The sequence below is a fragment of the Clavibacter sepedonicus genome (assembly GCF_000069225.1).
GTDB lineage: Bacteria > Actinomycetota > Actinomycetes > Actinomycetales > Microbacteriaceae > Clavibacter > Clavibacter sepedonicus.
The window spans coordinates 377,780-403,040 of record NC_010407.1 but is presented as its reverse complement, the minus strand read 5'-3'; the positions used below and the strand labels follow the sequence as shown (position 1 = coordinate 403,040).

Below are 25,261 nucleotides of genomic sequence, written 5' to 3'. Positions count from 1 at the left end.
CTTCACCCACCTGGCCGCGTTCCGCGAGGCGGTCGCGCAGGTGGGGCCGCTCGCGGTCGTGCACGCGCAGTTCCTGCACGAGGATCACGAGCCGGGCTTCCGCGAGCGGATGGCGCACCCGCTGCTCGTCGACATGTCCATCCACCACTTCGACCAGCTGCGGTACGCGACGGGCGAGGAGCCGGTGGCCGTGCGCTGCAGCTCGTGGAACCCGCCGTGGAGCTGGTTCGCCGGCGACGCGGCCCGACCGCCGACTTCGAGCTCGCATCCGGCGCCCGGTTCGCCTACGTCGGCAGCCGATGCACACCCGGCATGCCCACGTCGTGGAACGCGGACTGGCGCGCGTACGGCGAGCACGGCGCCGCGTCGTGGGACGGCGACGACGTCGTGCGCGTCGACGTTCCCGGCGCGACCTTCCACGTGCCCGACGGCCCCGAGGAGATCCGGGCGTCGCTCGAGCAGTTCGTCGGATCCCTCCGCACCGGCACCACGCCGCCGACGGAGGTGCGGCACAACGTGCTCAGCCTCGCGATGGTGGAGGGCGCGATCCGCAGCAGCGAGCGGGGCGGCGAGCGCGTCGTCATCGCCGACCTGCTGGAGAACGCGCTGGCGCAGGCCATCGCCGACGAGCGGAGCCCCGACGTCGCCGACCTGCTGCGGTCCTGGCCGAGCGCCGCGGACGGCATCCGCACCCCGGCGTGGGGATCCGCGCACGCCGACCCGCCCGCGGCGACCGCCCCGCGCGACGCCCGCTGACCGGCAGCCCGCCTCGCGTGCGGCGCCGTCCCATCCCGCCGCGGCAGGCTGGCGTCGACCGCACCTCCCCTCCGTCTCGACGACAGGAAGCCCGATCATGACCGACAGCACCGCGACGTCCGGCAGCACCGCCGCATCCGCCATCCCCAAGCCCGAGCACCCGCGCCCGCAGTCCACGCGCCCCGACTGGCTGAACCTCAACGGCCCGTGGCAGTTCGAGCGCGACCGCGGCGACAGCGGGCTCGAGCGCGGGCTGCTCGAACGCGATCTGGCGGAGGAGATCCTCGTGCCGTTCGCCCCGGAGTCCACCGCGTCGGGCATCGGCGACGTCGACTTCCTCACGGCCGTCTGGTACCGCCGCACCGTGCGGATCCCCGCGGGCTGGAGCGGCCGCCGCGTCCTCCTCCACTTCGGCGCCGTCGACCACGACGCCACCGTGTGGGTGGGCGGCGAGGAGGTCGCCCGGCACCGCGGCGGCTTCACGTCGTTCACGGCGGATCTCGGCGTGCGCGCCGACGAGGAGGAGCTGACCATCGTGGTCCGCGCCCGCGACACCCGCGACGCGCCGCAGGCCCGCGGCAAGCAGGCCACCTGGTTCGAGAACACGGCGTGCTTCTACACCCGCACGACCGGGATCTGGCAGACGGTGTGGCTGGAGCCGGTGCCCGAGGCGCACATCCGCTCGGCGCACATCGAGCCGCAGCGCGCCGACTCCTCCTTCACCGTCACCCCGGAGCTCTCGCATCGGACGGCCGGCCTCGCGTTCGAGGCCGTGCTCGCGGACGCGGACGGCGAGATCACGCGGGCGCGGATTCCCGCAGGCGACCTCGGCGCGCGCGTCACCCTGCGCATCCCCGAGAGCCGCGTGCGCGAGTGGTCGCCGGAGGACCCGCACCTGTACGACATCACCCTGCGCCTGGTCGACGCCTCGGGCGACGACGACCGGGTGGTCGACGAGGTCGCCTCCTACGGCGGCCTCCGCTCCATCTCCATCGACGGCCGCGACGTGCTCCTCAACGGCCGCCGCGTCTTCCAGCGGCTCGTGCTCGACCAGGGCTACTGGCCGGACACCCTCATGACCTCGCCCGACGACGCCGCGCTCGTCCGCGACATCGAGCTGTCGATGGCCGCGGGCTTCACCGGCGCGCGCCTCCACCAGAAGGTGTTCGAGGAGCGGTTCCTCTTCCACGCCGACCGGCTCGGCTACCTTGTCTGGGGCGAGTTCGGCGACTGGGGCGCGGGCGGCGGCCTCGGCAAGGACGCGCAGCAGCCGACGGCGTCGTTCATCACCCAGTGGATCGAGGCCGTCACGCGCGACCGCTCCCACCCGTCGATCGTCGGCTGGTGCCCGCTCAACGAGACGTACCAGCCGCTGCACGACCGCATCACGCAGCTGGACGACGTGACCGCCGGCATGTACCTGGCCACGAAGGCGGCGGATCCGTCGCGTCCCGTCCTCGACGCCTCCGGCTACTCGCACCGCGTCCGCTCCTCCGACGTCTACGACTCGCACTCCTACGAGCAGGACCCGGACGCGTTCCGTCGCGAGCAGTCCGGCCTCGCCGACGGCCGCCCGTTCGTCAACGACCTCGACGGCCGCGCGATCTCCGTGCCCTACGCCGGCCAGCCGTTCTTCGTCTCCGAGTACGGCGGGATCTGGTGGAACCCGGAGGAGATCGACCGCCCGCAGGATGCATCCGACGACCCCGCGCGCGCCGTCTCCTGGGGCTACGGCGAGCGCGTCGCGACCGTCGAGGAGTGGCACGCCCGCTTCCGCGGCCTCACCGAGGTGCTGCTCGAGGATCCGCACATGTTCGGCTACTGCTTCACGCAGCTGACCGACACGTTCCAGGAGCAGAACGGCATCTACGACTTCCACCGCCGCCCCAAGTTCGACATCGCGCGGATCCGCGAGGTGCAGCAGCGGGCGGCGTACGAGGAGCGGGACGTAGGCGGCGTGGACTTCCGAACGCGTTCCGAATAAACTGGCGTCATGCCCCTCATCCATGGCGCCCGCACGACGACCCGTCGCTCATCCGACCTGAGCAAGCACTCGGCCGACGTGTTCGCCGAGGCGGAGGACCACCCGGTGCAGGTCACCCGTCGGGACGGCGAGACGCTGGTGCTCATGTCCCAGACGGCGGCGGATGCGCAGGCGCAGCTCCTCCAGTTCGCGGCCGACCTCATCACCGTCACGCTCGATGACGAGGGCTCTCTCGCCTCGCGCATGTCCGAGCGGTTCCCGTGGATGCTCGCCCTTTCGCCCACGGATCGCGAGACCTGCTCGCGCGAGCTCGTCAACGCCGCGCGGGCCTCCTTCTCCACCGGCCAGCCCCACCTCGCGATCGCCGAGCTCACCTCCTGGCGCGAGAGCGCGACAGCCATCGCCGCGGGGCTCGCCTCCTCGCCGGTGGAGTGGCTCGCGCGCCCGACGCCGGTCGAGCGCCCCTGACCGTGGCGAAGGATCCTCAGGTCCCACGGCCGACGAAGAAGTCCGAGTACACGATCGTCTTCGCCACCGAGAGCGCGCGGAAGGGGTGGCAGGACCTGGCCGCGACGATCCGCGGACCGCTGGCCGACACGTGGGACTTCCTCACCCGGACACCGACGGAGCGCACCCCGACGAACTACCCACTGAAGGGCGAGGAGCTCGGAGCCGTCACGCGCGACGGCGAGCGGCACGTGCGGTGGCAGCACAAGCCGACCGCGCGAGGCGACGCTCGCATCTGGTTCTACGTGGAGGGCCGGACGGTCCACCTCGAGCAGGTGCACACGAGGCATCCGAACCAGACGAAGTAGAGCCCCGCACGACGAGAGCCCACCCCCGCCATCCACATGGACCACGAGGGCGGGCTCTCGCAAGGGGCGAGGCCGCATCACCTCCCGGCGAGCGACCCGCCGATCCCGCCGACGCTGAAGTAGCGGTTCAGGAAGGCGAAGATCAGCACGGGCGGCAGCATCATGATGACCGCGACCGCCATCACCGATCCCCAGTCGGCCGCGTTCTGCTGGAAGAACGTGTTGAGGCCGATGGGGAGGGTGTACTTCGTGAAGTCCTGCAGGAACAGGAGCGCGATCAGGTAGTCGTTCCAGGCCAGCAAGAACGAGAAGATCGCGGTCGAGAGGATGCCCGGCAGCGAGTTGCGCAGCACCACGTGGATGAATCCGCTGAACACGCTCGCGCCGTCCATCCACGCCGCCTCCTCGAGGGTGATGGGGATGGAGTCGATGTACGCCGCCATCATCCAGATCGCGACCGACATGGTCGAGCCGATGTAGATGATCGCCACGCCCTGCAGCGTGTTGATGAGGCCCATGGCCGAGAAGGTGATGAACAGCGGGATCGCCGCCGTCACCACCGGCAGGGCCTGCACCACGAACAGCACGAGCGAGTATCCCGAGACGAGCTTCGACCGCGAGCGGCTGAGCACGTATCCGGCCGGCGCCGCGATGACGACCGAGACGACGACGGTCACGAGCGCGACGATGAGGCTGTTGCCGAGCCAGATCATCACGTCGGTGCCGCCGAGCACGCGCTCGAAGTTCTCGAACGTGAACCCGGTGGCCGTCGAGTTCTGACCCGGCTGGGTGGAGAGGAACAGCACCGCGAGGATGGGCGTGATCACGATGAGCGTGATGATCGCGATGAACAGGAAGCGCCACCACTGGCCCTTCTGCTCCCGCTCCTTCGCCGACCTGCGCGTGATGTCCCCGACGGTCGCCGACGTGGCGCCGCCGACGGCGAGTGCCTGGCTCATTCGATGTCCGCCTTCTTGATCTGCCGGTACAGCAGCGTCGACACGATGACGAGCACGGCCGTCATCATGAAGGCCACCGCGGTCGCCGGGCCGGTCTGCAGGTTCTGGAACGCCTGCTGGTACGCCAGCACGATCAGCGACGTCGTCGCGTTCACGGGACCGCCCTGCGTGAGCAGGAAGATCGTCGGGAAGTCGTTGACGCAGAAAATCGTCATCAGCACCCAGCTGATGTACGTGGTGCGGGAGATGATCGGGAGGGTCACGCCGCGGAACGCCTGCCAGGCGCTCGCGCCGTCCATCTTCGCCGCCTCGTAGACGTTGGTGTCGACCGACGCGAGCGCCGAGGACATCATCATCAGCATGAACGGGAAGCTGATCCACACCTTGAAGACGCAGACCACGACCTGCGCCAGGACGGGATCGCCGAGGAAGTTCGCGTCGGGGAACCCGAGCCGCTCCAGGATGATCGGCACCGGGCTCTGCGGCGTCGCCACGAGCCAGTTCCACGAGGTCGCCGAGACGACCACCGGGACGATCCACGGCAGCAGCAGCAGCACCTTGAAGAACCCGTTGCCGGGGATCCGGGTGCGCAGCAGCAGCGCGAGCGCGAGCCCCACGAGCCACGACCCGAACACGCCCACCACCGTGAACACGATCGTGAACGTGGTCGCATTGCGGAACGACTCCGACGTGAGCACGTTCGCGTAGTTCTCGAGCCCGACGAACGGCGTCTGCCACGGCAGCGTCGACGGCGTGCCCTGCTGCAGCGACTGCAGGAACGAGTACACGACCGGGTAGACGTTGAGCAGCACGAGCAGGAGGAGGGACGGCAGCGCGAACAGCGTCAGCGTCTTCCCCGCCCGGCCGAGCGGCGTCTTCCCGCGGCCCTTCCGCGGCGCGGCGGGCGGCCGACCGGGGCCGGCCACGCCGACGCCGCGGCGGGCCAGCCCGATCTTGTCGGCGACGCGGGTGTCGACCGCCATCAGATCACCCCGTCCACGTCACGGCCTCCGGGACGACGCGGACCACGCAGATCACGCGCCGGCCTCCAGCTCCTTCTGCAGCGTCTCGAGCGCGGCCTTGGCCGTCACGGAACCGGCGAGCACCGCCTGGGCGAACGAGATCGTCGGCTGCGTGCCGTCGACCTTGGTCACGTTCTGGAAGACCGTGTTCGAGCCGGGGGCACCCCACGTCTTCGAGATGGGCTGCCAGTCGTTGAGGATCTTCGTGGTGTTCGGGTCGTCGGCGTACGCCTCGTCGGCGATGGACTTCAGCGGCGGCAGGCCGATGCCGGTCTGCTTCGTCCAGAGCGACTTCATGTTCTGGTAGTAGTACGTGAGGAACGCCTCGCTGTTCTCCTGGCTGGGCGTCGACTTGTACATCATGATGTTGTTCGGGAAGTAGAGCGCGCCCTTCTCGCCGCCGGGGCCCACGAGCGGGTCGCCCACCACCATCTGCGCCGCGGTCTCGGGGCTCACGTTGGCCGTGGCCCCCGCGCCGTCCCAAAACATGCCGAAGGTGCCGGCGTCCATCTGCTGGTACGCGTTGTCGGAGGTGTAGGTGGCGCTGCGGGGATCCACGTAGCCGTTCTTCACCATGCCGAGGACCCACTCGACCGCCTCGATGTTCTTGTCGGTGACGACGTCCGGGTTCTGGTCGGCGTCGAAGAGGCCGCCGCCGTTGTTGATCTTGTGGGCCACGATCTGGTGGAAGCCGGTGAACGCGCCGGCGCCCGAGCGGGTGCCGTAGCCGTAGACGCCGATCTTCTTGAGGGCGGCGCACGCGGCCTCGTAGGAGTCCCAGTCGGTCGGCACGTCGGCGCCGGCCTTCTCGAGCAGGTCCTTGCGGTACCAGTACATGCGCATGTCGAGGTTGTACGGGACGGCCGCGTAGCCGTTGGCCGTCTTGAGGGTGTCGACGAGGCCCGGGAGGAAGTCGTCGTAGATCCCGTTGCCCTTCCACGTCTCGATGAGGTCGTCGGCGTACGCGATCTTGCCCTGCGACTCGAAGAGGAACGCCGTCGTCCCGCCGCCCGAGCTCACGGCGGGGCCGTTGTTGGCGGCGACCGCGGTCGAGAAGGTCTGCGTGAAGTTGGCCCACTGGACCTGCTGGTAGCTGACCTTGCCCATGCCGCTCGCCGGCTTGTAGGCCGCGGAGATCGCCTTGTCCTCGGTGAGGAAGGCGGGCGCGCCCCAGGGCATGTTCCAGAACTTGAGGGGCGCGGCGGCGCCCGATGCGCCGCCTCCGCCGCCGCTGCAGGCGGCGAGGAGGCCGACCGCCGCGGCGCCGACGCCCGCGCTCAGGAGGGATCGTCGGGTGAGGCCGTTGCCGAAGGCGCTGGATGACTGCTGTGGCATTTCTGACTCCGTTGTCCGGTGGTGCGGTGTGTGGTGGAAGGGAAGGGGCTGGGTCTAGGGGCGCGCGCCGGCGGCGAGCGCGGGGGCCGCGGCGAGCAGCACGCGGAGGTCGGCGACATCGTCGGGGACGCATCGGCCGTGGGCGGCGTCGCGGGCCAGGCGCATCGCGGTGCGGTGGCCGGACTCGAAGACGACGGGGAGGTCCTCGCGGCCGGCGGCGTCCGTGACGCTCGCGCGTCCGGGAGCGGCCGTGCCCGGCGCGGGGAGGGCGACGTGCGCGGCACGGTCGCCGACGACCAGGCGGAAGGTCGCGCACGCGTGGGCGTGCGCGGTGACGACGGTGCTGACGATCACGTGCACGCCGGATGCGGTGGTGCCGGACAGCATGAGGTGGTCGGGCGTCCAGGCCAGCGGCGCCAGCTCCGTCAGCGGCGAGCCGACGAGCGTCTTCGCGGTGAGCGCGAGGGCCCGGGCGGAGCCGGCGAGGTCGTCGGTGGAGGCGACGGTGGCACGGGCCTCGAACAGGGCGCCGGGTGCGGCGAGGCGGTGGATCCGCGGCGCGACCCGGCGCACGGCCTCGTCGTGCCGCCACGGCACGTCGAGCACCACGGGGATGCCCGCGGCGGCGAGGTCGGCGAGGTCGGCGTCGTCGACGGGACCGGGGTCGAGCACGAGCAGGGCGCGCGCGCCGGAGCGGGCGGCGCCCGTCGCGCGGCCAGCCCAGCCGTCACCCCCGGCGACCACGACCACGTCGCCCGCGTCGTCGGTGCGGCGGAAGGACTCGGGCAGCGAGGCGAGGGTCGCGACGGCGGCGTGCGCGTGGGTCGCCGAGGCCGCGGGATCGATGCGGAGGGTGAGGGCGCTCATGCCGCGACGTCCGTCGGGGCGGGGTCCGCGGCGGATCCGGCCTCGGTCGCCGCGGGGACGGCGCCGCCCGCCCGGATGATCGCCGCGCACTGCTCCGCGATGTCGGTCGCGAGGTCGAGGTCGGCGAGCTGCACCTCCATCGGCACCAGCGCCGCGGCCCCGGTGATCACGTCGTGGACGTGCTCCCACTCGCCGAGGTAGCCGTTGTCGACATAGGGGCCCCAGCCGGTGGTGCCGCGGGCGTTCGTGAGCGTGGCGGTGCTGGATCCGGCGTGCACGTAGGAGAGCGAGAAGTCGAGGTGGAGCGAGCGGTCGCGCGCGATGGCGTCGAGCGTCCACTCGGGATCCCACGAGGCCCCGCCGATGCCGTGGATCTCGAGCACGCTCTCGCCCACCATCGCGACGATCTCGTAGCCCCACGGCCGGAGGGCGCGCGCGCTGACCACGCGCGGGCGGGCGTCGGGCAGGAGGCGGCGCGCGAGCGGGAGGTCGTGGATCGCGAGGCCGAGCACGCCGCCGGTGACCGCGAGCGCCTGCGCCTCGACGTCCGGCTCGCCCACGATCCGCGGTGCGGGGCGCCCGACGATCTCGGTGGCGGAGTCCTCGGAGTCGGGGTTCGGCGGGATGACGGCCGAGATGCGGACGGTGTGCGGCGCGCGGCCGGAGGCGTCCCAGGCGGCCGCCGCGGCGATCCACGCGGGGTCGAACGCGTGCATCGTGCCGACGATCACGGGCACCCCGTGCTCGGCGGACGCGCGGGCGATGGCCCGGCCCTCCTTGGCCGAGACGGCGAGCGGCTTCTCGCACAGCACGGCCCGCTTGCCGGCGTGGCACGCGGCGACGACCTGCTCGGCGTGGAAGCGGTTCGGGCTGCCGATGACGACCACGTCGACCGCCGGATCCTCGATGAGCGCGTCCGCGTCGGTCGAGTGCCGGGCTCCCACGCGGGCGGCGACGCGCTCGGCGACGTCGGCGTCGACGTCCATCACGTGGACGACCCGGAACCGATCCGCCATGCGCGCCAGGGTCGGCAGGTGGATGGCCTGCCCGACCGGCCCGGCCCCGATCAGGCCGACACCGAACACCTCTTCGCCCATGAACGCCCTCGTCCTCAGGAATGAAAGCCGCAGGACGCAAACTGACGCTTCGTTTACGGTTGAGTCACTGTACGTCCCGGTCCACAGGGGCACAAGGGGAGGTGATCACATCGTGACCGAGTCGCGGAGAGCCGCCGCGGAACCTCGGGGATCCGCCGGGCTCACGGAAAGTTTTCCGCGTGATGGTGCGGATGAGAGCGCGGCCACGGAATCGGTCCCCACGGCGGGCGCCGCGTCCCGCGGCCTCTACTCGACGGGCGTGCGGCGACGGGCCGAGATCGTCGCGGCGGCCGTTCGCGTGTTCGGTGTTCGCGGCTACGGCGCCGCCACCATCAAGGAGATCGCCGACGAGGTGGGCGTCTCGCCCGCGGCCGTGCTCCGCTACTTCCGCAAGGAGGAGCTGCTGACGGAGGTGCTCCGGCAGTGGGACCGGCAGCAGCCGTTCGTCTCCGAGGCCGCACCAGGCCTCCCCGCGCTCCGCGCCTTCGTCGACCTGATGCGCTACCACGTGGAGCACCGCGGCTTCCTCGAGCTGTACCTGACCTTCGCGACCGAGACCAGCGACGCGACCCACCCCGCCCACGAGTACATGCGCGGCCGGTACGCGCGCACGATCGCCCAGATCCGCCGCCGTATCGACGAGGCCGTCGCGCTCGGGCAGGTGCCGCCGATGGACGACGCGACGCTCGACTACGAGGCCGCGTGCTTCCTCGCGATCCTCGACGGGCTCGAGATCCAGTGGATCCACAACCCGAGCCTCGACCTGCCCGCTCTCGTCGGCGAGTACGTGGAGCAGTCGATCGCGCGCTGGCGTGGCGGCGCGCGGGCGGCGGTCCCGCCGGGCTCGGCGAGCTGGGACTGAGGCAGGCGGCCCGCGGACCGACCACCGCGGCGGAGCGCTCCGGTCGACGTCCGCAGGCGCTGTCGGGTTCTCCTCATGCGGATCCGCGACAGTGGACGCATGCCTGACTTCTCGAAGCTCCTGGGTGCCGCCGCGAGAGCGCTCGGCAACGCCTCCTCATCCTCCCGCGACGGGCGGCAGCAGCGGCCGGTCGGCGCTCCCGGCTCCGGATCCGGCACGGACTGGCGCGGACTCGTGCGCACCGCCGCCGGTCACCTCGGAGGGGACGACACCTCCCGGGCGCAGCCGACCGCATCGCCGCACCGTGCCGCGACCGCCGACGCTCGCCCGCGCACGAGCGAGGCCGACCGCGTCGCCCTCGGCAAGTACGACTACCTGCTGCGCACGGCGGATCCGGACCAGCTGGAGCAGGTGCACCGCGACGCCTTCGCCCGCCTCACGCCCGAGCAGCGCGATCTGGTGCAGGCGCGTCTCACCGAGGAGCTGCCCGCGCACGAGCGGCCGCGCAGCGGAGGGACGGACGACCTCGCGCGCGCGGCCACCCGCGGCGAGACCGCGCATCCTGGCCTCATGCAGCGCGTCTTCGGCGGCGGGGCGGCCGGCGGGGCGGACTCCCGGCCGGGCGCCGGCCCCCGTGGCGGCTCCCGCATGGGCGCATTCGCGGGCGGCGCAGCCGCCGGCGCCGGGGTCGCGGCGCTCGGCGGCCTGGCCATCGCGGTGGCCGGCGGCGCCGCCGTGAGCAGCGTGGCCGGGCCGCTCCTCTCGGGCGCGCTGGCCGACGGCGTCGACTTCGCCGGGCTCGCCGAGGGCTTCGGCCTCGAGGGACTCACAGGCCTCACGGGACTCACCGACGGGATCGACGGCGTCAGCGAGGGCGTGAGCGGCCTCACGGAGGGCGTCGACGGCCTCGCGCAGGGCGGCGCCGAGCACCTCACCGGCATCGGGGACGGCATAGGCGGCCTGGGCGACAGCGTCGGCGGACTCGCCGAGGGCTTCCGGATCCCCGGGCTCGACGACCTGTTCGGCCGCTAGCCGGACCAGTTCACGACGCGCGCGCGTCGCCTCCGCCGGCCGTCGCCTGCAGGCCGCCGTCGAGGAACGCGACGATCCACCCGAAGCTCACGTCGATGTCGGTCGCCATCTGGAAGTCGTCGGCGACCTCGAGCGTCGCGAAGCCGTGCAGCACGCTGCGCAGCATCCGGAGGGCGTGGATCCGGTCGGCCTCGCCCAGCCGGTAGCCATGCAGCACGGCGGACAGCGCGTCGAGGGTGCGGGCGCGCGCCGGGTCGAGCGGATCCCCCTCGCCCGCCGACCGCGCGCCGACCGTCGCCGCGTAGCGCCCGGGATGCGCGGTCACGTAGTCGCGCAGCGCGTGCGCCGCACCGGTCAGCGCCTCCTGGCCCGCCCGGCCCTGCGTCGCGTCGCGCATCGCGTCGCCCGCCTCGGTGGTGGCGAGCACGGCGATCCGGTGCTGGAGATCGGCGAGGGAGGCGACGTGCTTGTAGAGCGAGGGCGTCTTGACCCCGAGCCGCTCCGCGACCGCGCCCATGCTGAGGCCCGCGAGGCCGATCTCGTCGGCGAGCGCGGCGCCCGCCTCGGTGACGGTCGCGGCGTCGAGCCCGGCCCTAGGCACGGGCGCCCGGGGTCGTCGCGGCGAACGTGCGGCCGAGGAACGGCAGCAGCAGGGCCAGCACCGCGTCCGGCGTCTCGGTGTGCGGGTAGTGCCCGGCGCCGTCGATGACCGCGAGGTCGCCGAGGCCGGCGGGCAGGTCGGCGAGGATCCGCTCGCCCTCGGCCCGCGGGTCGGCCCAGTCGGGATCCGCACTGCCCTCGACCACGAGCACGGGGCACCGCACGTCGCCGAGCCGGGCGCCGGCATCCGCGGGGCTGGTCTTCGCCATCGCCTTGAGCACCGCCATGCGCTCGGGTCGGCCGAGGCTCGCCCGGATGCGCCCGCTCTCGGCGGCCCAGTCGGCGGGCTTGGTGGGGAACGCGAGGTCGAGGTACCGCATCCATCCGGCGAGGCTGCCGCCGAGGAGGACGCGGGCGAGCTGGACGGTCGCCGCCCGGTGGGCCGTCGCGCGGAGGAGGCCGCCGAGGTCCGCCGACTGCGCGCGGGTGAAGGGCGCGAGCTCGACGACGCCGGTGATGACGTCCGGGGCGTCGGCCGCCGCGATGGTCGCCGCGCCGCCGCTGATGGACTGGCCGACGACGACCGCCGGGCCGCCGAGGTGCCGCACCAGCGCGACGAGGTCGCCCGCGATGTCGGTGCGGCTGTAGCCGCTCCAGCCGGTGCTCGACTCTCCGCAGCCGCGGATGTCGAAGTTCGCGACCCGGTAGCCGGCGGCCACGAGCTGCGGCACGAGGAAGCGGTAGGAGCGGCGGCTGTCGCCCATCCCGTGGGCGAGCACGACGAGCGGGCCGTCGCCGCTCAGGTCGTAGGCGAGGGTCTCCACGCCGATCTCCATGGTGTCGCTCATCATGTCCTCCCGGGCAGCTAATCGTCGTAGCTAGAAGCTAACACAATTAGCCACCTGGGGAAGACCGTCGTCGGGACCTGCGTCGAGGTCCCGCTCAGTGCGCCGCCACGCCCTCCGGGACGGGCTCGGCGGGGCGCCGGACGAAGAACGACGCGACGATCGCGGCCAGCGAGATGAACCCGCCGATCATGAAGGCCGCCTGCACACCGGCCGCGGTCGCCGTCACCTCCGACTGCCCGTCCGCGAGGCCCGCGACCGTCGTGGTGGTGAGCACCGTGACGAACAGCGCCGTGCCCGCGGCCCCCGCGAGCTGCTGCATGGTCGAGACGGTCGCGCTGCCGTGCGAGTAGAGGCGCGGCGGCAGGGATCCGAGCGCCGAGGTGAGCAGCGGCGTGAACATGAACGCGAGCCCGGCGTTGAGCACCAGGTGCACCGCGATGACCCAGCCGATGGACGTGCCCTCGTGGAGCATCGTGGTCATGCCCCAGAGGGCGATGCTCACGACGATGGCGCCGGGGATCACGAGCGGGCGCGGCCCGACGCGGTCGAACAGGCGGCCGACGATGGGCGACAGGATCGCCATCAGCGCGCCGCCCGGGAGGAGCAGCAGGCCGGTCTCGAGCGTGCCGAGCTGGAGCACGTTCTGCAGATAGAGCGGCAGGACGATGAGGCTGCCGAACAGCGCCATCATGCTGACGCTCACCATGATGATCGCGACCACGAACGGGCGGCTGCGGAACGTGCGGAGGTCCATGAGGGCGCGGTCCTCGCGCTGCAGCGAGACCTGGCGGGTGATGAACGCGGCGAGCGCGAGCACGCCGACGGTGATCGGGATCCACAGCGGCAGGGGCGCGTCGCCCTCGGCCGACTCGCCCAGGCTCGAGAGGCCGAAGATGAGACCGCCGAACGCGAGCGTCGAGAGCACGACGGAGAGGATGTCGAACGGCAGCTTCCGCGGGGTCGTGAGGTTCGTGATCTTCCAGAGGCCGAGGGTCAGCGCGATGAGCGCGATGGGCAGCACGATCCAGAACATCCAGCGCCACGAGAGCGAGCTGAGGATGAGGCCGGAGACCGTCGGGCCGATCGCCGGGGCGACCGCGATGACGATGGAGATGACGCCCATCAGGCGGCCGCGGCGCGCGGCGGGCACGAGGTTGAGGACGGTCGTGAACAGCAGCGGCATCATGATCGCCGTGCCGCTGGCCTGCACGATGCGGCCGAGGAGCAGCACGCCGAAGCCGGGCGCGATCGCGGCGATGAGCGTGCCGATCGAGAACAGCGTCATGGCGGCGCCGAACACCTGGCGCGTGGAGAAGCGCTGCAGGATGAAGCCGGTCGCGGGGATCACGACGGCCATCGTCAGCATGTAGCCGGTGGTGAGCCACTGCGCGGTGGCGGTGGTGATGTCGAGGTCGGCCATGAGGCTCGGGAGGGCGACGCTCATGATCGTCTCGTTGAGGATCACGACGAACGCGGCGACCACGAGCAGGCCGATGACGAGCGGGGCGCCCTGCGGCAGGCGCTCGTCCTCGGGGGCGACGGCGCGGTCGTCCGCGGCGCGGCTCGTGGTGGGGAGGGTCTCGCGCCGGGTGTCGGCGGAAGGCGGCGTGGTCATGGGGTGTCTCCGGGGAGTGGATGGCGGGGCGCACGCGACGCTGCGGAGCGGGGACGATCCAGATGTCAGACTCGGACCATGTGGCAGTCTATGACACGAACGACGGATCCGGCAGGTCGGATCCGCGAAGGGCGGACGACGGCATGAGCACGGTGAGCGAGACGGCGGACGCCGAGAGCGCGGGTGCGACCCTCCCGGCGGGCGGCGCGACCGGCCTCCGCGAGCGGCGGCGCATGGCGACGACCACCGAGATCAGCGAGGCGGCGCTCGCGCTCTTCGAGCAGCGCGGCATGGCGGCCACCACCATCCACGACATCGCGCAGGCCGCGGGCGTCTCGGACCGCACGTGCTTCCGCTACTTCCCGAGCAAGGAGGAGTCGGTCCTCACGCTCCACCCGGTGTTCGACGCGCCGCTCGACGCCTGGCTCGCCGACGTCGACCGCGGATCCGCGCCGCTCCCCCAGCTCGAGGCCGTCTACGAGCGCGTGCTCGCAACCCTCGACGGCGACCTCTCCGCCATCGCCCACCAGCAGCTGCGCGTGCGCCGGCTCATGGCCGCGGAGCCGCAGCTGCGGTCGACGGCGGTCTCGATCGACGCGACGCGCTCGTGGGAGCTGGCCGAGCGGATCACGACGGCGTTCGGCGGCCGCATCACGGCACAGGAGGCCCGGCTCGTGACCGAGCTCGCGGGCGTCGCGGTGCGCGCGGCCTTCGACGAGTGGGCGGATGCGCGCACGGCCGGCCTCGACGCGACCCTCGTCGCGTCCTACGCAGCGGTGCGCCGGCGGCTCCGGGACATCGCGGGCACGGGCGCGGCCTGAGGCGCGGGCGCGGGCTGGCCGCGCGCCTGTCGTCTGAGATCCGCGGACTGCGACTCCCGGAGGCGTCCGAGCACGGACGCATCGGGAGCTGGCGGACCGTGACGGGGACGCTGCGCGGCCGTGTCGCCTCCGCCGACCCTGTTGCTCCGCTCGCTGAGGGCGACGAGCGCGAGGTGGCGGTCCGCCGTCCAGCAGACGAGGCGCCCCTTCTGGTCCTTGTTGCGTGCGAGGACACCCGCGTCGGCCAGCTGGGTGAGCGCCCGGTGCGCGGCCACCCGTGACACGCCGTGGGTGCGCGCGGCGCTGTCCGCAGTGAGCACGGGATCCGTCGCGAGCCGACCGAGCACGCGCAGGACGACCGCGTCCGCCCGAGGCCGCGCGGGGGTGAGTCCCTTCTTTCGACGATGCTCCACGAGCCGCTCGACGCTCTCCTCGTCGAGCCGGGCGACGTCCTCCGCCAGACGCACCGCGGTGCCGGCGGCCAGCTCGGCCGCCTCCGCGAAGGCTCGGACCCACTCGTCGACGCGGCCGGCGCGGAAGGCGGTGAGCCCGGCGATGTACGCGTCCGCATCCGAGGCGAGGACCGTCGAGATGGGGATCAGGATGTCGCGCACCGCGTCGCCGCGTCGCAGGACCGTGTGGATGAGCGCGCGGCCCGTGCGGCCGTTCCCGTCGATGAAGGGGTGGATGGTCTCGAACTGGGCGTGCGCGATGGCCGCCCGCACGACCGGGTTGCCCTCCGTGTCCGTGCAGAAGCGGGCGAGATCGTCGAGGAGCCGACGGACCTCGCCCTCCGGAGGCGGCACGAACTCCGCCCGGAGCGGGGACCAACCGGATCCTCCGACCCAGTTCTGCTCCGTCCGGATCCCCTCGGCGAGCGACGGCTCGATGACGTGCTGGAGCGCCTCGATGTCCGGGACGGTGATCGGGCGCTCCCGATCCGCGAGGGCGTCGATCGCCTCCTCCGTGGCGCGCACGTTGGCGATCACGTCGAGGGCGACCCGCGTGCCCTGCTGCAGGAGCTCGGCGATGGCGAGGCGCTTCGGCGTGACGCGGTTCCCCTCGATCCACGACGAGGAGATGCTCTCCGACCGGATGAGCAGGTGGTTGAGATAGCCCGCTCGGCGGCCGATCCGCTCGTCCGCCCTCGCCAGCACCGCGAGGGCGTCGGTCGCGGCGTCCTGCGCCTCTCTCCCGATCTGCGGCAGGCCGGTGGCCAGCTCGTCCGGCACGAACGCCCGGTACGTGCCGCGCGCGCGGTCACGGCGGCTGAGATGAGCGGATTCCTGCGGCTCCCAGACGAGCTCGACGTACGTCACGTGCGGCTCCCCTCCGTCACCCCCTGGGTGCAGTCATTAACTTTAGTACTAATAGAAGTATCAATCAGGGGCTCTGATCACGCCTGTCGCGCGGCGACGGACGGCCGTCCGGATCCGACGGCGCGCGCCGCATCCAGCCCATGCTCGAGGTCGCGGAGGATGTCGGCGATGTCCTCGATGCCGATGGAGACGCGGAGGAGGCCCGGCCAGATCCCGGCGGCGTCGCGCTCCTCGGGAGTGCGGCCGGCGTGCGTGGTCGACGCCGGGTGCAGCACGAGCGAGCGGACGTCGCCGAGGTGGGTCATGCGGCTGAAGAGCTGCACCGCGTCGGTGAACGCCTCGGCGGCCGGCTCCCCGCCCGCGAGCGTGAACGAGAACACGGATCCCTGGCCGTCGGGCAGGTACGTGAGCGCCAGGTCGTGCGACGGGCTCGACTCGAGCCCCGCGTAGTCGACCGACGACACCTCGGGCCGCTGCTCGAGGAAGCGCGCCACCGCGAGCGCGTTGGCCGAGTGGCGCTCGACCCGCAGCGACAGCGTCTCGATGCCCTGCCGCAGCAGGAACGCGTTGAACGGCGCGGGCGTCGGGCCGAAGCGCGAGGCGACGACCTCGCGGGCGTACGCGGCGAGCGCGCCGCGGCCGAAGCGGTCGGCCCAGCTCGCGCCGCCGAACGAGCGCTCGGGCTGGTTCAGGTGCGGGAAGAGGTCGGGACGGGCGGCCCAGTCGAAGGATCCGCCGTCCACCACGACGCCGCCGAGCACCGCGCCGTGGCCCGCGAGGAACTTGCTCGTCGAGTGCACGACGACGTCGGCGCCGTGCTCGATGGGCCGCAGCAGGTAGGGCGTCGCGAGCGTGGAGTCGACCACGAACGGCAGGCCGTGGCGGTGCGCGACCCCGGCGATGCCGGCGAGGTCGAGCAGGTCGTTCTTGGGGTTCGGAATGGGCTCGCCGAACAGCACGCGCGTCTCCGGCGTGATCCGGCGCTCCCACTCGGCGAGGTCGCGGTGGTCGTCCACGAAGTCGACGCCGATGCCGAGCCGGCCGAGGCTTCCCTGGAAGAGGGTGCGGTTGCCCTCGTAGACGCTGCGCGAGGAGAGGATCCGGTCGCCGGCCTGGAGGATCGACAGCATCGCCGTCGCGGTCGCGCCCTGTCCGCTCGCGAGGAGGAGCGCCTCCGTGCCGCCCTCGAGGTCGGCGAGGCGCCGCTCCACCTCGTCGGTCGTGGGGTTGCCGTTGCGCGTGTAGAGGTACCCCTCGTCGGCCCCGGCGAAGCGGTCGCGCGCCTCGGCGAAGCTGTCGAAGACGAAGCCGGCGCTGAGGTGCACGGGCGCGACACGGGCGCCGTGGGCGGTGTCGGGGGTGGATCCGGCGTGCACCTGCCGCGTGGTGAAGCCGGCGGCGGCCGCGGCGGCGGCGCGCGCGGCGGCGTCGGGCGCGGCCGCGCGGATCCCGTCGAGCACGCTCACGAGCCGAGCACCCGACGCGAGGCGATGGCCGCGCCCTCGACGAGCGCGGCGAGCTTCGCCCACGCCACGTCGGTGGCGACGAACTCGTAGCTCGCGAATGTCGACAGGCCGCAGTCGGTGCCGGCGATCACGCGCGCCGGGTCGCCCACGGCGTCGACCACCTCGAGGATCCGGTTGGCGATCACCTGCGGGTGCTCCAGGTAGTTGGTGGTCACGTCCACCACGCCCGGGATGAGCACCGCGCCCTCGGGCAGCGGGTGCCCGCGGAACGACGGCGCCTCGTGCTGGTGCGCGGGGTTTCCGAGCGGGATGCTGAACGCGCCCACGCGCGCCCGGTAGAGGTGCGGGAGCAGCACCTCGACGGGCACGTCGTCCTGGTGCGGGCCCTGCCAGTTGCCCCAGCACACGTGGAGGCGCACCTTCTCTCGCGGGATGTCGCGGATCGCGTGGTTAAGCGCGTCCACGTGCAGGTCGACCGCGGCGAGGAACTCCTCGAGCGTGGCGTCGCCGAACTGGATCACCCGCTCCATCGCGAGGTCGGGTGCGTCGAGCTGCAGGGTGTGGCCGCGCGCGACGATGGCGTCGTACTCGAGCTTGAGCTGGTCGGCGAGCGCGAAGACGTACGCGCGGTCGTCGCCGTAGTGCGGGTTCGCGGCGTCGAGCAGCAGGGTGGTCGAGACGATCCCCGGGGTCGCCGCGGAGAAGAACGTGCCGGCGGGCGCGAGGCCGCGACCGGCCTGCACGGCGAGCTCGCGGGCGAAGCCGTCGAGGTCCTCCGTGATCCCGGCGAGCGCGGGGTCGTACTCGAGCAGGCCCTGGGCGACCGGCGGATCCCAAACGCACGCCACGTCCGCACCCTCCACGATCTGCTTCGCCTGGAACGCGGCGTACTCGGGGAACTTGATCGAGTCGAGCGTGGGCTTCCGGTGCCCGGCGCCGCCGAACCCGTCGATGCGCTCGAGCACGTAGGTCGAGAAGCCGACGCGCGGCACCTCGCCGTCGTTCACGATGTCGAGCCCGGTCTCCAGCTGCTTCCGCACGGTGTCGGCGACGGCCGACGCGGTGAGCTCCGCGAGCTCGTCCTGGTCGAACGCGCGCCGCTGGTCGCGGGCGACGAGCAGGCGGGTCAGCTCGGGCGTGCGCGGCAGGCTGCCGGCGTGCGTGGTCAGGATGCGGTCCGTCATGCGGGGGCTCCTCAGTGGGTGGCGGCGGGGGCGGGGGCGGCGACGGGAGTGGAAGCGGCGGCGGCTCCGACGGCGGCCGCGATGCGCCGCACGGCCTCCCTCAGCACGTCGGGATCGCAGGCGAGGTTGAGGCGGGCGTGGCCGGCGCCCCCGGTGCCGTAGCAGTGGCCGGCGTTGAGGGCGACTCGAGCCCGCTCGAGCAGCACCGCGGCCGGGTCGGCTCCGAGGCCGAGCGGGCGGAGGTCGAGCCAGGCGAGGTAGCCGGCGGCGGGGCGGTGGTGGACGACGCCGGGCAGGTGCTCGGCGAGGAGGGAGGCGAGGAGCCGGTCGTTCGCGACGATTCGGGCGATGGCATCGTCGAGCCAGTCGGTACAGGAGAACGCGGCGACGTTCGCGTGCAGCCCGAGGATGCTCGTGCGACAGGCCACCTCCTCCACGAGGCCGTCGAGCAGCGCGTGCGTGCGCGGATCCCCCGCGATGACGAGCGAGCACTTGGCGCCCGCGAGGTTCCACCCCTTGCTCGCGGAGGTGACGCAGACGGAGCTCGCGCCGAGCGACTCGGCCAGCGGCGCGAACGGCGTGAAGGTCGCGCCCGGGAGCGTGAGCGGCGCGTGCACCTCGTCGCTGATCACGAGCACGTCGTGGCGGGCGGCGAGCCGGGCGACGGCCGCGAGGGTCCGGGCGTCGTGCACGATCCCCATCGGGTTGTGCGGGTTGCAGAGGAGGAACGCGTCGACCCCGGACGCGAACGCGCGCTCGAGCCCCGTGAGGTCGAGCGATGCGCGGCCGTCGGACACCAGGAGCGGCACCTCCTCGACGCGCGCGCCCGCCTCCTCCACCAGCTCGAAGAAGGGCGGGTACACGGGCGGCGTCACGACCACGCGGCCGCCGCGCGGCACGGCGAGCCGCAGGGTCTCGACGATGCCGACGCTCACGTCGGTGGCGATGCGCACGCGGCTCTCGTCGACGATCCAGCCCCACCGCTCGCGGGCGAACCGGGCGAACGCGGGCGCGAGCGGTCCCGGCCCGTCGAGGTAGCCGACGTCGGACGCGCGCACGCGCCGCACCAGCTCCTCGACCACGGGCTCGGCGATCGCGTAGTCCATCTCGGCCACGAACAGGGGCAGCACGTCCGCGGGGAACCGCGTCCACTTGATACTCGTGCGCTGGCCGCGGATCTCGTCGATCGGCGCCGTCGTGACCTCCACCATGGCGGCCATGGTCCCGCCCGCCGGCCGCGGTCGCGAGCGCGCGCGTCACACGACGACACGCACCGCGGGCGGCTCCCGTCCCCGAGACGCGCGTCCGGGTGCGGATCCGCTCCATGTGGACGGATCGCCTGCCGTCCAGCCGCCCGTGGGTACGGTGCTCCCGCCCGACCGCGGTTCCCGCCGTGCCCCGAACGAGGAGTCCCCGCATGCGTCGTCCGCTGCAGCCCAGCCTGCCCCTCGCGTGCGCCGTCGCCGTCCTCGGCTCGGTCTGCGTGGTCGCGCTCGCGTTCGGCGCCTCCCTCGTGGCGGGCACCGTCCGGCTGCACGCGCTCGTGCACGCGGATCCGGACGCCGATCCGTTCGCGGGTCCCTTCGCGCCCGCACCCGCGTCCGCCGGCTGAGGCACGGCACGGCACCCGCTCCACCTCTCCATCTCGATCCCTCCCGGCGACGCGCGATCCACGTGCGCACAGCGCCACGAACGGAAGCCTCGCCATGCCCTCCTAGCTGCTCTGCGCCCCGCCCATCTACGGTCACGTGGCACCGCTCGTCTCCGTCGGACGCGGGCTCGCCGCCCGCGGGAACGACATCGCCCTGCTGACGGGCGCGAAGTACCGCGAGCTGGTCACCGACGCCGGCCTCACCTTCGCCCCCCCCTGCCGGCCGACGTCGACTACGACGACGCGGAGCTGGACGGCCTGCTCGGCGAGGCCGACGCCGCGCGCGGCGTCGCGGCGATCCGGAAGGGGATGATCGCCATGTTCGTCCGGGTGATCCCCGGGCAGCACCGCGCCCTGCTCGAGCTCCTGGAGGAGGGCCGGTTCGACGCGGTGCTCAGCGAGTCGGCGTTCACCGGGGTCGCGCCGTATGTCGCCCTCGCGCGTGCCGAGCGCCTCCCCGTCCTGGGGCTGGCCACCACGCCCGTGACGCTCACGAGCGTCGACGCGGCGCCGTTCGGCGCGGCCCTCCCGCCCGGTCGCGGGCCGCTCGGCCACCTCAGGGACCGGGCGCTGACGGCGGCGATCCGTCCCGGGCTCACCCGCCCGCTCCGGCGCGCGGTCGACGCCGTGCTGGCCGAGATCGGCGCGGCGCCCTCGCGCACGGACACCTTCGACTTCCCCTACCTCTGCTTCGACGAGCTCTTCCAGCTGAGCGTCCCCGCCCTCGAGTACCCGCGCCGTGAGCTGCCCGACACGGTGCGCTTCGTCGGGCCGCTGCGGGCAGCGCCGGGCAGCGCGCACGACACGGCGCTGCCGGACTGGTGGTCCGATCTGCAGGACGGCCGCCCCGTCGTGCACGTCACCCAGGGCACCATCGACAACGCGGATCCCGGCCGGCTCATCGCCCCGACCCTGCGCGCCCTCGCGGACGAGGACGTGCTCGTCGTCGCGACCACGGGCGGGCGCCCGGTCGAGGAGCTGGAGCGCGAGTTCGGCGGGCCCATCCCCGCCAACGCGCGTGTGGCGGAGTTCGTCTCCCACGACCTGCTCCTGCCGCTCTGCGACGCGGTCGTGACGAACGGCGGGTTCGGCGGCGTGCAGCGCATGCTGGCGCACGGCCTGCCGCTGGTGGTCGCGGGATCCACGGAGGACAAGCCCGAGGTCGCGGCCCGCGTCGCCTGGGCCGGGTGCGGCAGGGACCTGCGCACGGGGAAGCCGCGGCCGAGCGCGATCCGGCGCGCCATGCGCGACGTCCTCACCACGCCCTCCTACCGCGCGCAGCCGGGAGCTCGCCACCGTGATCGCCGCGCTCCCGGATGCGGTGGACGTCATCGCCGAGGGGCTGGCCGCCGCGGTCGCGGCGCGTCCGGCTCCCCCGGTGGAGCCGGCGGAGCGCACCGCATCACCGGAGTCGCCGGAGTCCCTGTCCGGACGCTGAGCTCCGCGGCGCCCCCGCGCGTCACGCGATGCGGATCAGCTTCCGGTTCGCGAACTCGTCGACCGCGTGCCGGCCGAGCTCGCGGCCCGAGCCCGAGCGCTTCACGCCGCCGAAGGGCAGCTCGGCCGCGTCGCCGAGCACGAGGTTGATCCAGACCATGCCCGCGTCGATGCCGTCGGCGACCCGCAGCGCCTGCTCCGGATCCGTCGTGTAGACGTACGAACCGAGGCCGAACGGGGTGTCGTTCGCGAGCGCGACCGCCTCCTCCTCGGAGTGCACGCGGTACAGCGCGGCGACCGGGCCGAAGAACTCCTCGCGGTAGGCGTCCATCTCGGGGGTCACGTCGGCGAGCACCGCGGGCGGGAAGAGGTTGCCGTCCGGCTCTCCGCTCGCGAGGAAGGTCGCGCCCTGCGCGACCGCGCGGGACAGCTGCTCGGTGAGGCGCTCGGTCGCGGCGCGCGAGGAGAGCGGGCCGAGCACGGTGCCGTCGGACATCGGATCCGCGGGCTGCGCCGCCGTGAGCTGCGCGGTGAAGCGGGCGGCGAACTCCTCGTAGAGGTGGTCGATCACGAGGAAGCGCTTGGCGCCGTTGCAGGACTGGCCGTTGTTGTCGAGGCGCGCGGCCACCGCATCCTGGACCGATGCGTCGAGGTCGTCGGTCGACAGGAGGATGAAGGGGTCGGATCCGCCGAGCTCGAGCACGACCTTCTTCAGGTGCCGGCCGGCGATCTCGGCCACGGCGGCGCCCGCCCGCTCGGATCCCGTGACGGAGACGCCCTGCACGCGCGGGTCCGCGATCACGCCCTCGATCTGCGCGTTCGTGGCGAGCACGGTCACGTAGACGCCCGGGTCGGCGCCGAGCTCGGCGGCGGCATCCGCGAACATCCGCTGGATCGCCTCGGCCGACTCCGGGCACTGCGGCGCGTGCTTGAGCAGGATCGCGTTCCCGGTCACGATGGCCGGCGCCGCGAACCGGGCCACCTGGTAGTAGGGGAAGTTCCACGGCATGATCCCGAGCAGCACGCCGAGGCCCGAGCGGCGCACGAACGCGGATCCGGTGCCGTCGGCGAGCTCGATGGCCTCGTCGGCGAGGAACTCCTCGACGTTCCGGGCGTAGTAGGCGTGGATGTCGGCGGCGAAGTCCACCTCGCCGAGCGCCTGGTCGAGGGGCTTGCCCATCTCGCGCACGATGATCCGCGCCAGCTCGTCCCGGCGCTCCACGTGCAGCTCGGCGACCCGCGCGACGAGGGCGGCGCGCTCGGCGATGGAGGTGCGGCGCGACCAACCGCGGTAGGCGCCCTCGGCCCGCGCGACGGCCTCCTGCAGCTCCGCGTCGGTGATCTCGGGATGCACGGCGACGGTCTCGCCGGTGGTCGGATCGGTGACGGCGTAGCTGCTCATGGGGGCTCCTCCTCGGACTCCGCGCGGGTCACGCGGGTGGGCCCACGATATCGAGCGGCCCTGATCGCACCGAGGTCTCGCCGTTACCATCGGACATCGAGGATCGGAGTACCGCATGCCGGAGGATCGGGATGGCGCCGGGCGCGAGGAGCGCCGGCGCCGCGTGGAGGACGCCGCGCACAGCGGTGAGATGGAGGGGTTGCACCTCACCCCGAGCACGTCGGAGGACGCCGGCGAGTACGTGGCCGGACGAATCGACGCGACGGAGCTGCGCGAGCGCGTCCGCGCCCGATACGGCATCGGCTGAGCCACGCACGATGCTCGACAGGGTGGTCGCTCCCGCGACCCCCCGACCCAGGACGGCGGCCGCTGCTCGGGACCGCAGCAGGCTGGGCAGCCGGACCCCGCGTCGCGACACCGACCGCGGGCGCTGACGCGAGGCCCATCCGGCCACGCCCCGGTCAGTGCCCCGCGCCCAGCTCCCCCGCGAGGCGGCCGTGCATCGCGGCGGACGACGCGTTCATGCCGCTGATGACGGCGCGCTTGCCGTGGCGCTCGTACTTGTACGTGATGGCGTCGAGGGCCGCGACGGTCGAGGCGTCCCAGACGTGGGATCCGGTCATGTCGATGACCACGCGCTCCGGGTCGCCCGCGTAGTCGAACTGCGTGGTGAGGTCGTTGCTGGAGGCGAAGAAGAGCTCGCCGATGACGGCGTAGTGCGCGACCGGGGCGCCGTCCTCGTCGGTGCGCTCCGTGCGCTCGACCGTCGCGAAGTGCGCGACGCGGCGGGCGAAGACGATCATCGAGGCGATCACTCCGATGATGACGCCGATCGCGAGGTTGTCGGTGAGCACGACGACGATCACCGTGAGCACCATCACGAGCGTCTCGCCGACCGGCATGCGGCGCAGCGTCGACGGCCGGATGCTGTGCCAGTCGAAGGTGCCGACCGAGACCATGATCATCACGGCCACGAGCGCGGCCATCGGGATCGTCGCGACGACGTCGCCGAGGCCGACCACGAGGATCAGCAGGAACACGCCCGCGAGGAACGTGGAGATGCGGGTACGTGCGCCGGAGGCCTTCACGTTGATCATCGTCTGGCCGATCATCGCGCAGCCGCCCATGCCGCCGAAGAGGCCCGAGAGGATGTTCGCGCCGCCCTGGCCGAGCGTCTCGCGGGTCTTGCGCGACGGCGTGTCGGTGATGTCGTCGACGAGCTTGGCGGTCATCAGCGACTCGAGGATCCCGACGAGCGCCAGGGCGAGCGCGTACGGCGCGATGATCCGCAGGGTGTCGAACGTGAGCGGGACGTCCGGGATGAAGAGGGTCGGCAGGCTGTCGGGCAGCGCGCCCTGGTCGCCCACGGTCGGCACGGCGAGCGCGGTGACGACCACCGCGACGGTGATGACGACGATCGCGACGAGCGGCGCGGGGACGACCTTCGTGATCCGCGGCATCACCACGATGATCGCGATGCCGCCCGCGACCAGCGGGTAGACGAGCCACGGCACGCCCACGAGGTTCGGGATCTGCGCGGAGAAGATGAGGATCGCGAGCGCGTTGACGAAGCCGACCATCACCGAGCGCGGGATGAACCGCATGAGCTTCGCGACGCCGAGCAGGCCGAGCACGATCTGCAGCAGGCCGCCGAGGATCACGGTGGCGATGAGGTAGTCGAGGCCGTGGTCGCGCACGATCGGTGCCACGACGAGCGCGACGGCGCCGGTGGCCGCGGTGATCATCGCGGGCCGGCCGCCGAGGAACGCGATGGCGACGGCCATCACGAACGACGAGAAGAGGCCGACGCGCGGATCCACGCCGGCGATGATCGAGAACGAGATCGTCTCGGGGATCAGCGCGAGCGCGACCACGAGGCCGGCGAGCACCTCGCGGCTGAGGAGGCGCGGGCTCCTCAGCGCCTGGAGGACGGTGGGGCTGGGCTGCCGGACGGGCGGCGCGGGGACGGTCGGGGTGGATGTTCCTGAGGCCATGGATGGGCTTCCGTTCTGTCGCGGGCATCGCGCCCGCACTGATGAGGTCGGTGGCGCGTCGTCGCGCGGGTGTCGCGGCCGCCGTGCGGGCTGCCGGGAGGGGAAGGGGATCGGAGCGGGGCTCCTGCACCAACCCTAACGTGAAGGGAGGGTTGGCGTCACGTCGGCCCACGACATGGGCGCGCGGAGCGCCCG

Annotated in this window: 23 protein-coding genes and 1 pseudogene; 10 read left to right on the top strand and 14 right to left on the bottom strand. The window is 72.9% G+C overall.

What is annotated here, in order from left to right:
- The first annotated feature begins 216 nt into the window (after positions 1-216).
- From CMS_RS17685 to CMS_RS01830, 4 genes are all read left to right on the top strand, one after another.
- Positions 217-756 (top strand): hypothetical protein, encoded by a 540-nt coding sequence (locus CMS_RS17685; protein WP_223842800.1) that lies wholly within the window; start codon positions 217-219, stop codon positions 754-756.
- A 97-nt stretch (positions 757-853) separates the two neighbouring features.
- Positions 854-2,740 (top strand): glycoside hydrolase family 2 protein, encoded by a 1,887-nt coding sequence (locus CMS_RS01840; RefSeq protein ID WP_012297827.1) that lies wholly within the window; start codon positions 854-856, stop codon positions 2,738-2,740.
- Positions 2,741-2,749: 9 nt separating this feature from the next.
- A complete protein-coding gene (locus CMS_RS01835) occupies positions 2,750-3,208 on the top strand; it encodes a hypothetical protein (RefSeq protein WP_012297826.1) in 459 nt (152 codons plus the stop codon).
- 2 nt (positions 3,209-3,210) lie between these two features.
- Positions 3,211-3,555: a hypothetical protein gene (locus tag CMS_RS01830; protein WP_012297825.1), complete on the top strand. Its 345-nt coding sequence runs from the start codon at positions 3,211-3,213 to the stop codon at positions 3,553-3,555.
- Positions 3,556-3,632: 77 nt separating this feature from the next.
- Here the strand turns inward: CMS_RS01830 and CMS_RS01825 are convergent, their stop codons facing one another.
- Genes CMS_RS01825 through CMS_RS01805 form a run of 5 tightly spaced genes read right to left on the bottom strand, consistent with a single transcriptional unit; the run spans position 3,633 to position 8,835 of the window.
- Positions 3,633-4,514 carry a carbohydrate ABC transporter permease gene (locus tag CMS_RS01825; RefSeq protein WP_012297824.1) on the bottom strand — a complete coding sequence of 294 codons (882 nt, stop codon included), beginning with the start codon at positions 4,512-4,514 and terminating at the stop codon, positions 3,633-3,635.
- Entirely contained in the window at positions 4,511-5,497 is a 987-nt protein-coding gene (locus CMS_RS01820; RefSeq protein ID WP_012297823.1) for a carbohydrate ABC transporter permease, read from the bottom strand. Before CMS_RS01820 ends, CMS_RS01825 begins: the two co-directional genes overlap by 4 nt.
- A 51-nt stretch (positions 5,498-5,548) precedes the next feature.
- Entirely contained in the window at positions 5,549-6,871 is a 1,323-nt protein-coding gene (locus CMS_RS01815; protein ID WP_012297822.1) for an ABC transporter substrate-binding protein, read from the bottom strand.
- 54 nt (positions 6,872-6,925) lie between these two features.
- Positions 6,926-7,738 carry a hypothetical protein gene (locus CMS_RS01810; protein WP_012297821.1) on the bottom strand — a complete coding sequence of 271 codons (813 nt, stop codon included), beginning with the start codon at positions 7,736-7,738 and terminating at the stop codon, positions 6,926-6,928.
- Positions 7,735-8,835 carry a Gfo/Idh/MocA family protein gene (locus tag CMS_RS01805; protein ID WP_012297820.1) on the bottom strand — a complete coding sequence of 367 codons (1,101 nt, stop codon included), beginning with the start codon at positions 8,833-8,835 and terminating at the stop codon, positions 7,735-7,737. Before CMS_RS01805 ends, CMS_RS01810 begins: the two co-directional genes overlap by 4 nt.
- Before the next feature lie 259 nt (positions 8,836-9,094).
- On the opposite strand from CMS_RS01805, the gene CMS_RS01800 reads away from it, so the two are divergent.
- Positions 9,095-9,697, top strand: a complete 603-nt coding sequence (locus tag CMS_RS01800; RefSeq protein WP_012297819.1) for a TetR/AcrR family transcriptional regulator — start codon at positions 9,095-9,097, stop codon at positions 9,695-9,697.
- A gap of 99 nt (positions 9,698-9,796) precedes the next feature.
- Positions 9,797-10,729 carry a hypothetical protein gene (locus CMS_RS01795; protein ID WP_012297818.1) on the top strand — a complete coding sequence of 311 codons (933 nt, stop codon included), beginning with the start codon at positions 9,797-9,799 and terminating at the stop codon, positions 10,727-10,729.
- A gap of 10 nt (positions 10,730-10,739) precedes the next feature.
- On the opposite strand, the gene CMS_RS01790 is transcribed toward CMS_RS01795, so the two are convergent.
- From CMS_RS01790 to CMS_RS01780, 3 genes are all read right to left on the bottom strand, one after another.
- Positions 10,740-11,330 (bottom strand): TetR/AcrR family transcriptional regulator, encoded by a 591-nt coding sequence (locus CMS_RS01790; protein ID WP_012297817.1) that lies wholly within the window; start codon positions 11,328-11,330, stop codon positions 10,740-10,742.
- Entirely contained in the window at positions 11,323-12,177 is an 855-nt protein-coding gene (locus CMS_RS01785; RefSeq protein ID WP_012297816.1) for an alpha/beta fold hydrolase, read from the bottom strand. The genes CMS_RS01790 and CMS_RS01785 overlap by 8 nt, the downstream gene beginning before the upstream one ends.
- Before the next feature lie 94 nt (positions 12,178-12,271).
- Positions 12,272-13,792, bottom strand: coding sequence for a DHA2 family efflux MFS transporter permease subunit (locus tag CMS_RS01780; RefSeq protein ID WP_012297815.1), 1,521 nt, complete (start codon positions 13,790-13,792; stop codon positions 12,272-12,274).
- A gap of 143 nt (positions 13,793-13,935) precedes the next feature.
- On the opposite strand from CMS_RS01780, the gene CMS_RS01775 reads away from it, so the two are divergent.
- On the top strand, positions 13,936-14,613 hold the full coding sequence (locus CMS_RS01775; RefSeq protein WP_041464302.1) for a TetR/AcrR family transcriptional regulator: 678 nt from the start codon (positions 13,936-13,938) through the stop codon (positions 14,611-14,613).
- Here CMS_RS01775 and CMS_RS01770 read toward each other — a convergent pair.
- The 4 genes from CMS_RS01770 to CMS_RS01755 form a co-directional block, all read right to left on the bottom strand.
- Positions 14,559-15,932, bottom strand: a complete 1,374-nt coding sequence (locus tag CMS_RS01770; RefSeq protein WP_012297813.1) for a Fic family protein — start codon at positions 15,930-15,932, stop codon at positions 14,559-14,561. The genes CMS_RS01775 and CMS_RS01770 overlap by 55 nt on opposite strands.
- A 77-nt stretch (positions 15,933-16,009) precedes the next feature.
- On the bottom strand, positions 16,010-17,392 hold the full coding sequence (locus tag CMS_RS01765) for an O-acetylhomoserine aminocarboxypropyltransferase/cysteine synthase family protein (protein ID WP_106408702.1): 1,383 nt from the start codon (positions 17,390-17,392) through the stop codon (positions 16,010-16,012).
- Between the two features lie 2 nt (positions 17,393-17,394).
- Positions 17,395-18,582 carry a cobalamin-independent methionine synthase II family protein gene (locus CMS_RS01760; RefSeq protein WP_012297811.1) on the bottom strand — a complete coding sequence of 396 codons (1,188 nt, stop codon included), beginning with the start codon at positions 18,580-18,582 and terminating at the stop codon, positions 17,395-17,397.
- A gap of 11 nt (positions 18,583-18,593) precedes the next feature.
- A complete protein-coding gene (locus CMS_RS01755) occupies positions 18,594-19,793 on the bottom strand; it encodes a MalY/PatB family protein (RefSeq protein WP_041464301.1) in 1,200 nt (399 codons plus the stop codon).
- A gap of 206 nt (positions 19,794-19,999) precedes the next feature.
- Here CMS_RS01755 and CMS_RS01750 point away from each other — a divergent pair, with 206 nt between their 5' ends.
- The gene (locus CMS_RS01750; RefSeq protein WP_041464300.1) at positions 20,000-20,194 is read left to right on the top strand and encodes a hypothetical protein; all 195 of its coding nucleotides are present in this window, start codon (positions 20,000-20,002) and stop codon (positions 20,192-20,194) included.
- A gap of 348 nt (positions 20,195-20,542) precedes the next feature.
- A pseudogene (locus tag CMS_RS18320) lies at positions 20,543-21,454 on the top strand (glycosyltransferase); the annotation flags it as partial.
- Positions 21,455-21,692: 238 nt separating this feature from the next.
- On the opposite strand, the gene CMS_RS01740 reads toward CMS_RS18320, so the two are convergent.
- Positions 21,693-23,072 (bottom strand): NAD-dependent succinate-semialdehyde dehydrogenase, encoded by a 1,380-nt coding sequence (locus CMS_RS01740; protein WP_012297807.1) that lies wholly within the window; start codon positions 23,070-23,072, stop codon positions 21,693-21,695.
- A 115-nt stretch (positions 23,073-23,187) separates the two neighbouring features.
- Here CMS_RS01740 and CMS_RS01735 point away from each other — a divergent pair, with 115 nt between their 5' ends.
- Positions 23,188-23,379, top strand: coding sequence for an antitoxin VbhA family protein (locus CMS_RS01735; protein ID WP_012297806.1), 192 nt, complete (start codon positions 23,188-23,190; stop codon positions 23,377-23,379).
- 154 nt (positions 23,380-23,533) lie between these two features.
- On the opposite strand, the gene CMS_RS01730 is transcribed toward CMS_RS01735, so the two are convergent.
- Positions 23,534-25,066 (bottom strand): SulP family inorganic anion transporter, encoded by a 1,533-nt coding sequence (locus tag CMS_RS01730; protein WP_012297805.1) that lies wholly within the window; start codon positions 25,064-25,066, stop codon positions 23,534-23,536.
- Positions 25,067-25,261: the final 195 nt, after the last annotated feature.

Coding starts and splice junctions, on each gene's coding strand:
- CMS_RS01840 (WP_012297827.1), top strand. CDS start 854: ATGACCGACAGCACCGCGACGTCCGGCAGCACCGCCGCATCCGCCATC.
- CMS_RS01835 (WP_012297826.1), top strand. CDS start 2,750: ATGCCCCTCATCCATGGCGCCCGCACGACGACCCGTCGCTCATCCGAC.
- CMS_RS01825 (WP_012297824.1), bottom strand. CDS start 4,514: ATGAGCCAGGCACTCGCCGTCGGCGGCGCCACGTCGGCGACCGTCGGG.
- CMS_RS01820 (WP_012297823.1), bottom strand. CDS start 5,497: ATGGCGGTCGACACCCGCGTCGCCGACAAGATCGGGCTGGCCCGCCGC.
- CMS_RS01815 (WP_012297822.1), bottom strand. CDS start 6,871: ATGCCACAGCAGTCATCCAGCGCCTTCGGCAACGGCCTCACCCGACGA.
- CMS_RS01810 (WP_012297821.1), bottom strand. CDS start 7,738: ATGAGCGCCCTCACCCTCCGCATCGATCCCGCGGCCTCGGCGACCCAC.
- CMS_RS01805 (WP_012297820.1), bottom strand. CDS start 8,835: ATGGGCGAAGAGGTGTTCGGTGTCGGCCTGATCGGGGCCGGGCCGGTC.
- CMS_RS01795 (WP_012297818.1), top strand. CDS start 9,797: ATGCCTGACTTCTCGAAGCTCCTGGGTGCCGCCGCGAGAGCGCTCGGC.
- CMS_RS01785 (WP_012297816.1), bottom strand. CDS start 12,177: ATGAGCGACACCATGGAGATCGGCGTGGAGACCCTCGCCTACGACCTG.
- CMS_RS01780 (WP_012297815.1), bottom strand. CDS start 13,792: ATGACCACGCCGCCTTCCGCCGACACCCGGCGCGAGACCCTCCCCACC.
- CMS_RS01775 (WP_041464302.1), top strand. CDS start 13,936: ATGAGCACGGTGAGCGAGACGGCGGACGCCGAGAGCGCGGGTGCGACC.
- CMS_RS01760 (WP_012297811.1), bottom strand. CDS start 18,582: ATGACGGACCGCATCCTGACCACGCACGCCGGCAGCCTGCCGCGCACG.
- CMS_RS01755 (WP_041464301.1), bottom strand. CDS start 19,793: ATGGTGGAGGTCACGACGGCGCCGATCGACGAGATCCGCGGCCAGCGC.
- CMS_RS01750 (WP_041464300.1), top strand. CDS start 20,000: ATGCGTCGTCCGCTGCAGCCCAGCCTGCCCCTCGCGTGCGCCGTCGCC.
- CMS_RS01740 (WP_012297807.1), bottom strand. CDS start 23,072: ATGAGCAGCTACGCCGTCACCGATCCGACCACCGGCGAGACCGTCGCC.
- CMS_RS01735 (WP_012297806.1), top strand. CDS start 23,188: ATGCCGGAGGATCGGGATGGCGCCGGGCGCGAGGAGCGCCGGCGCCGC.
- CMS_RS01730 (WP_012297805.1), bottom strand. CDS start 25,066: ATGGCCTCAGGAACATCCACCCCGACCGTCCCCGCGCCGCCCGTCCGG.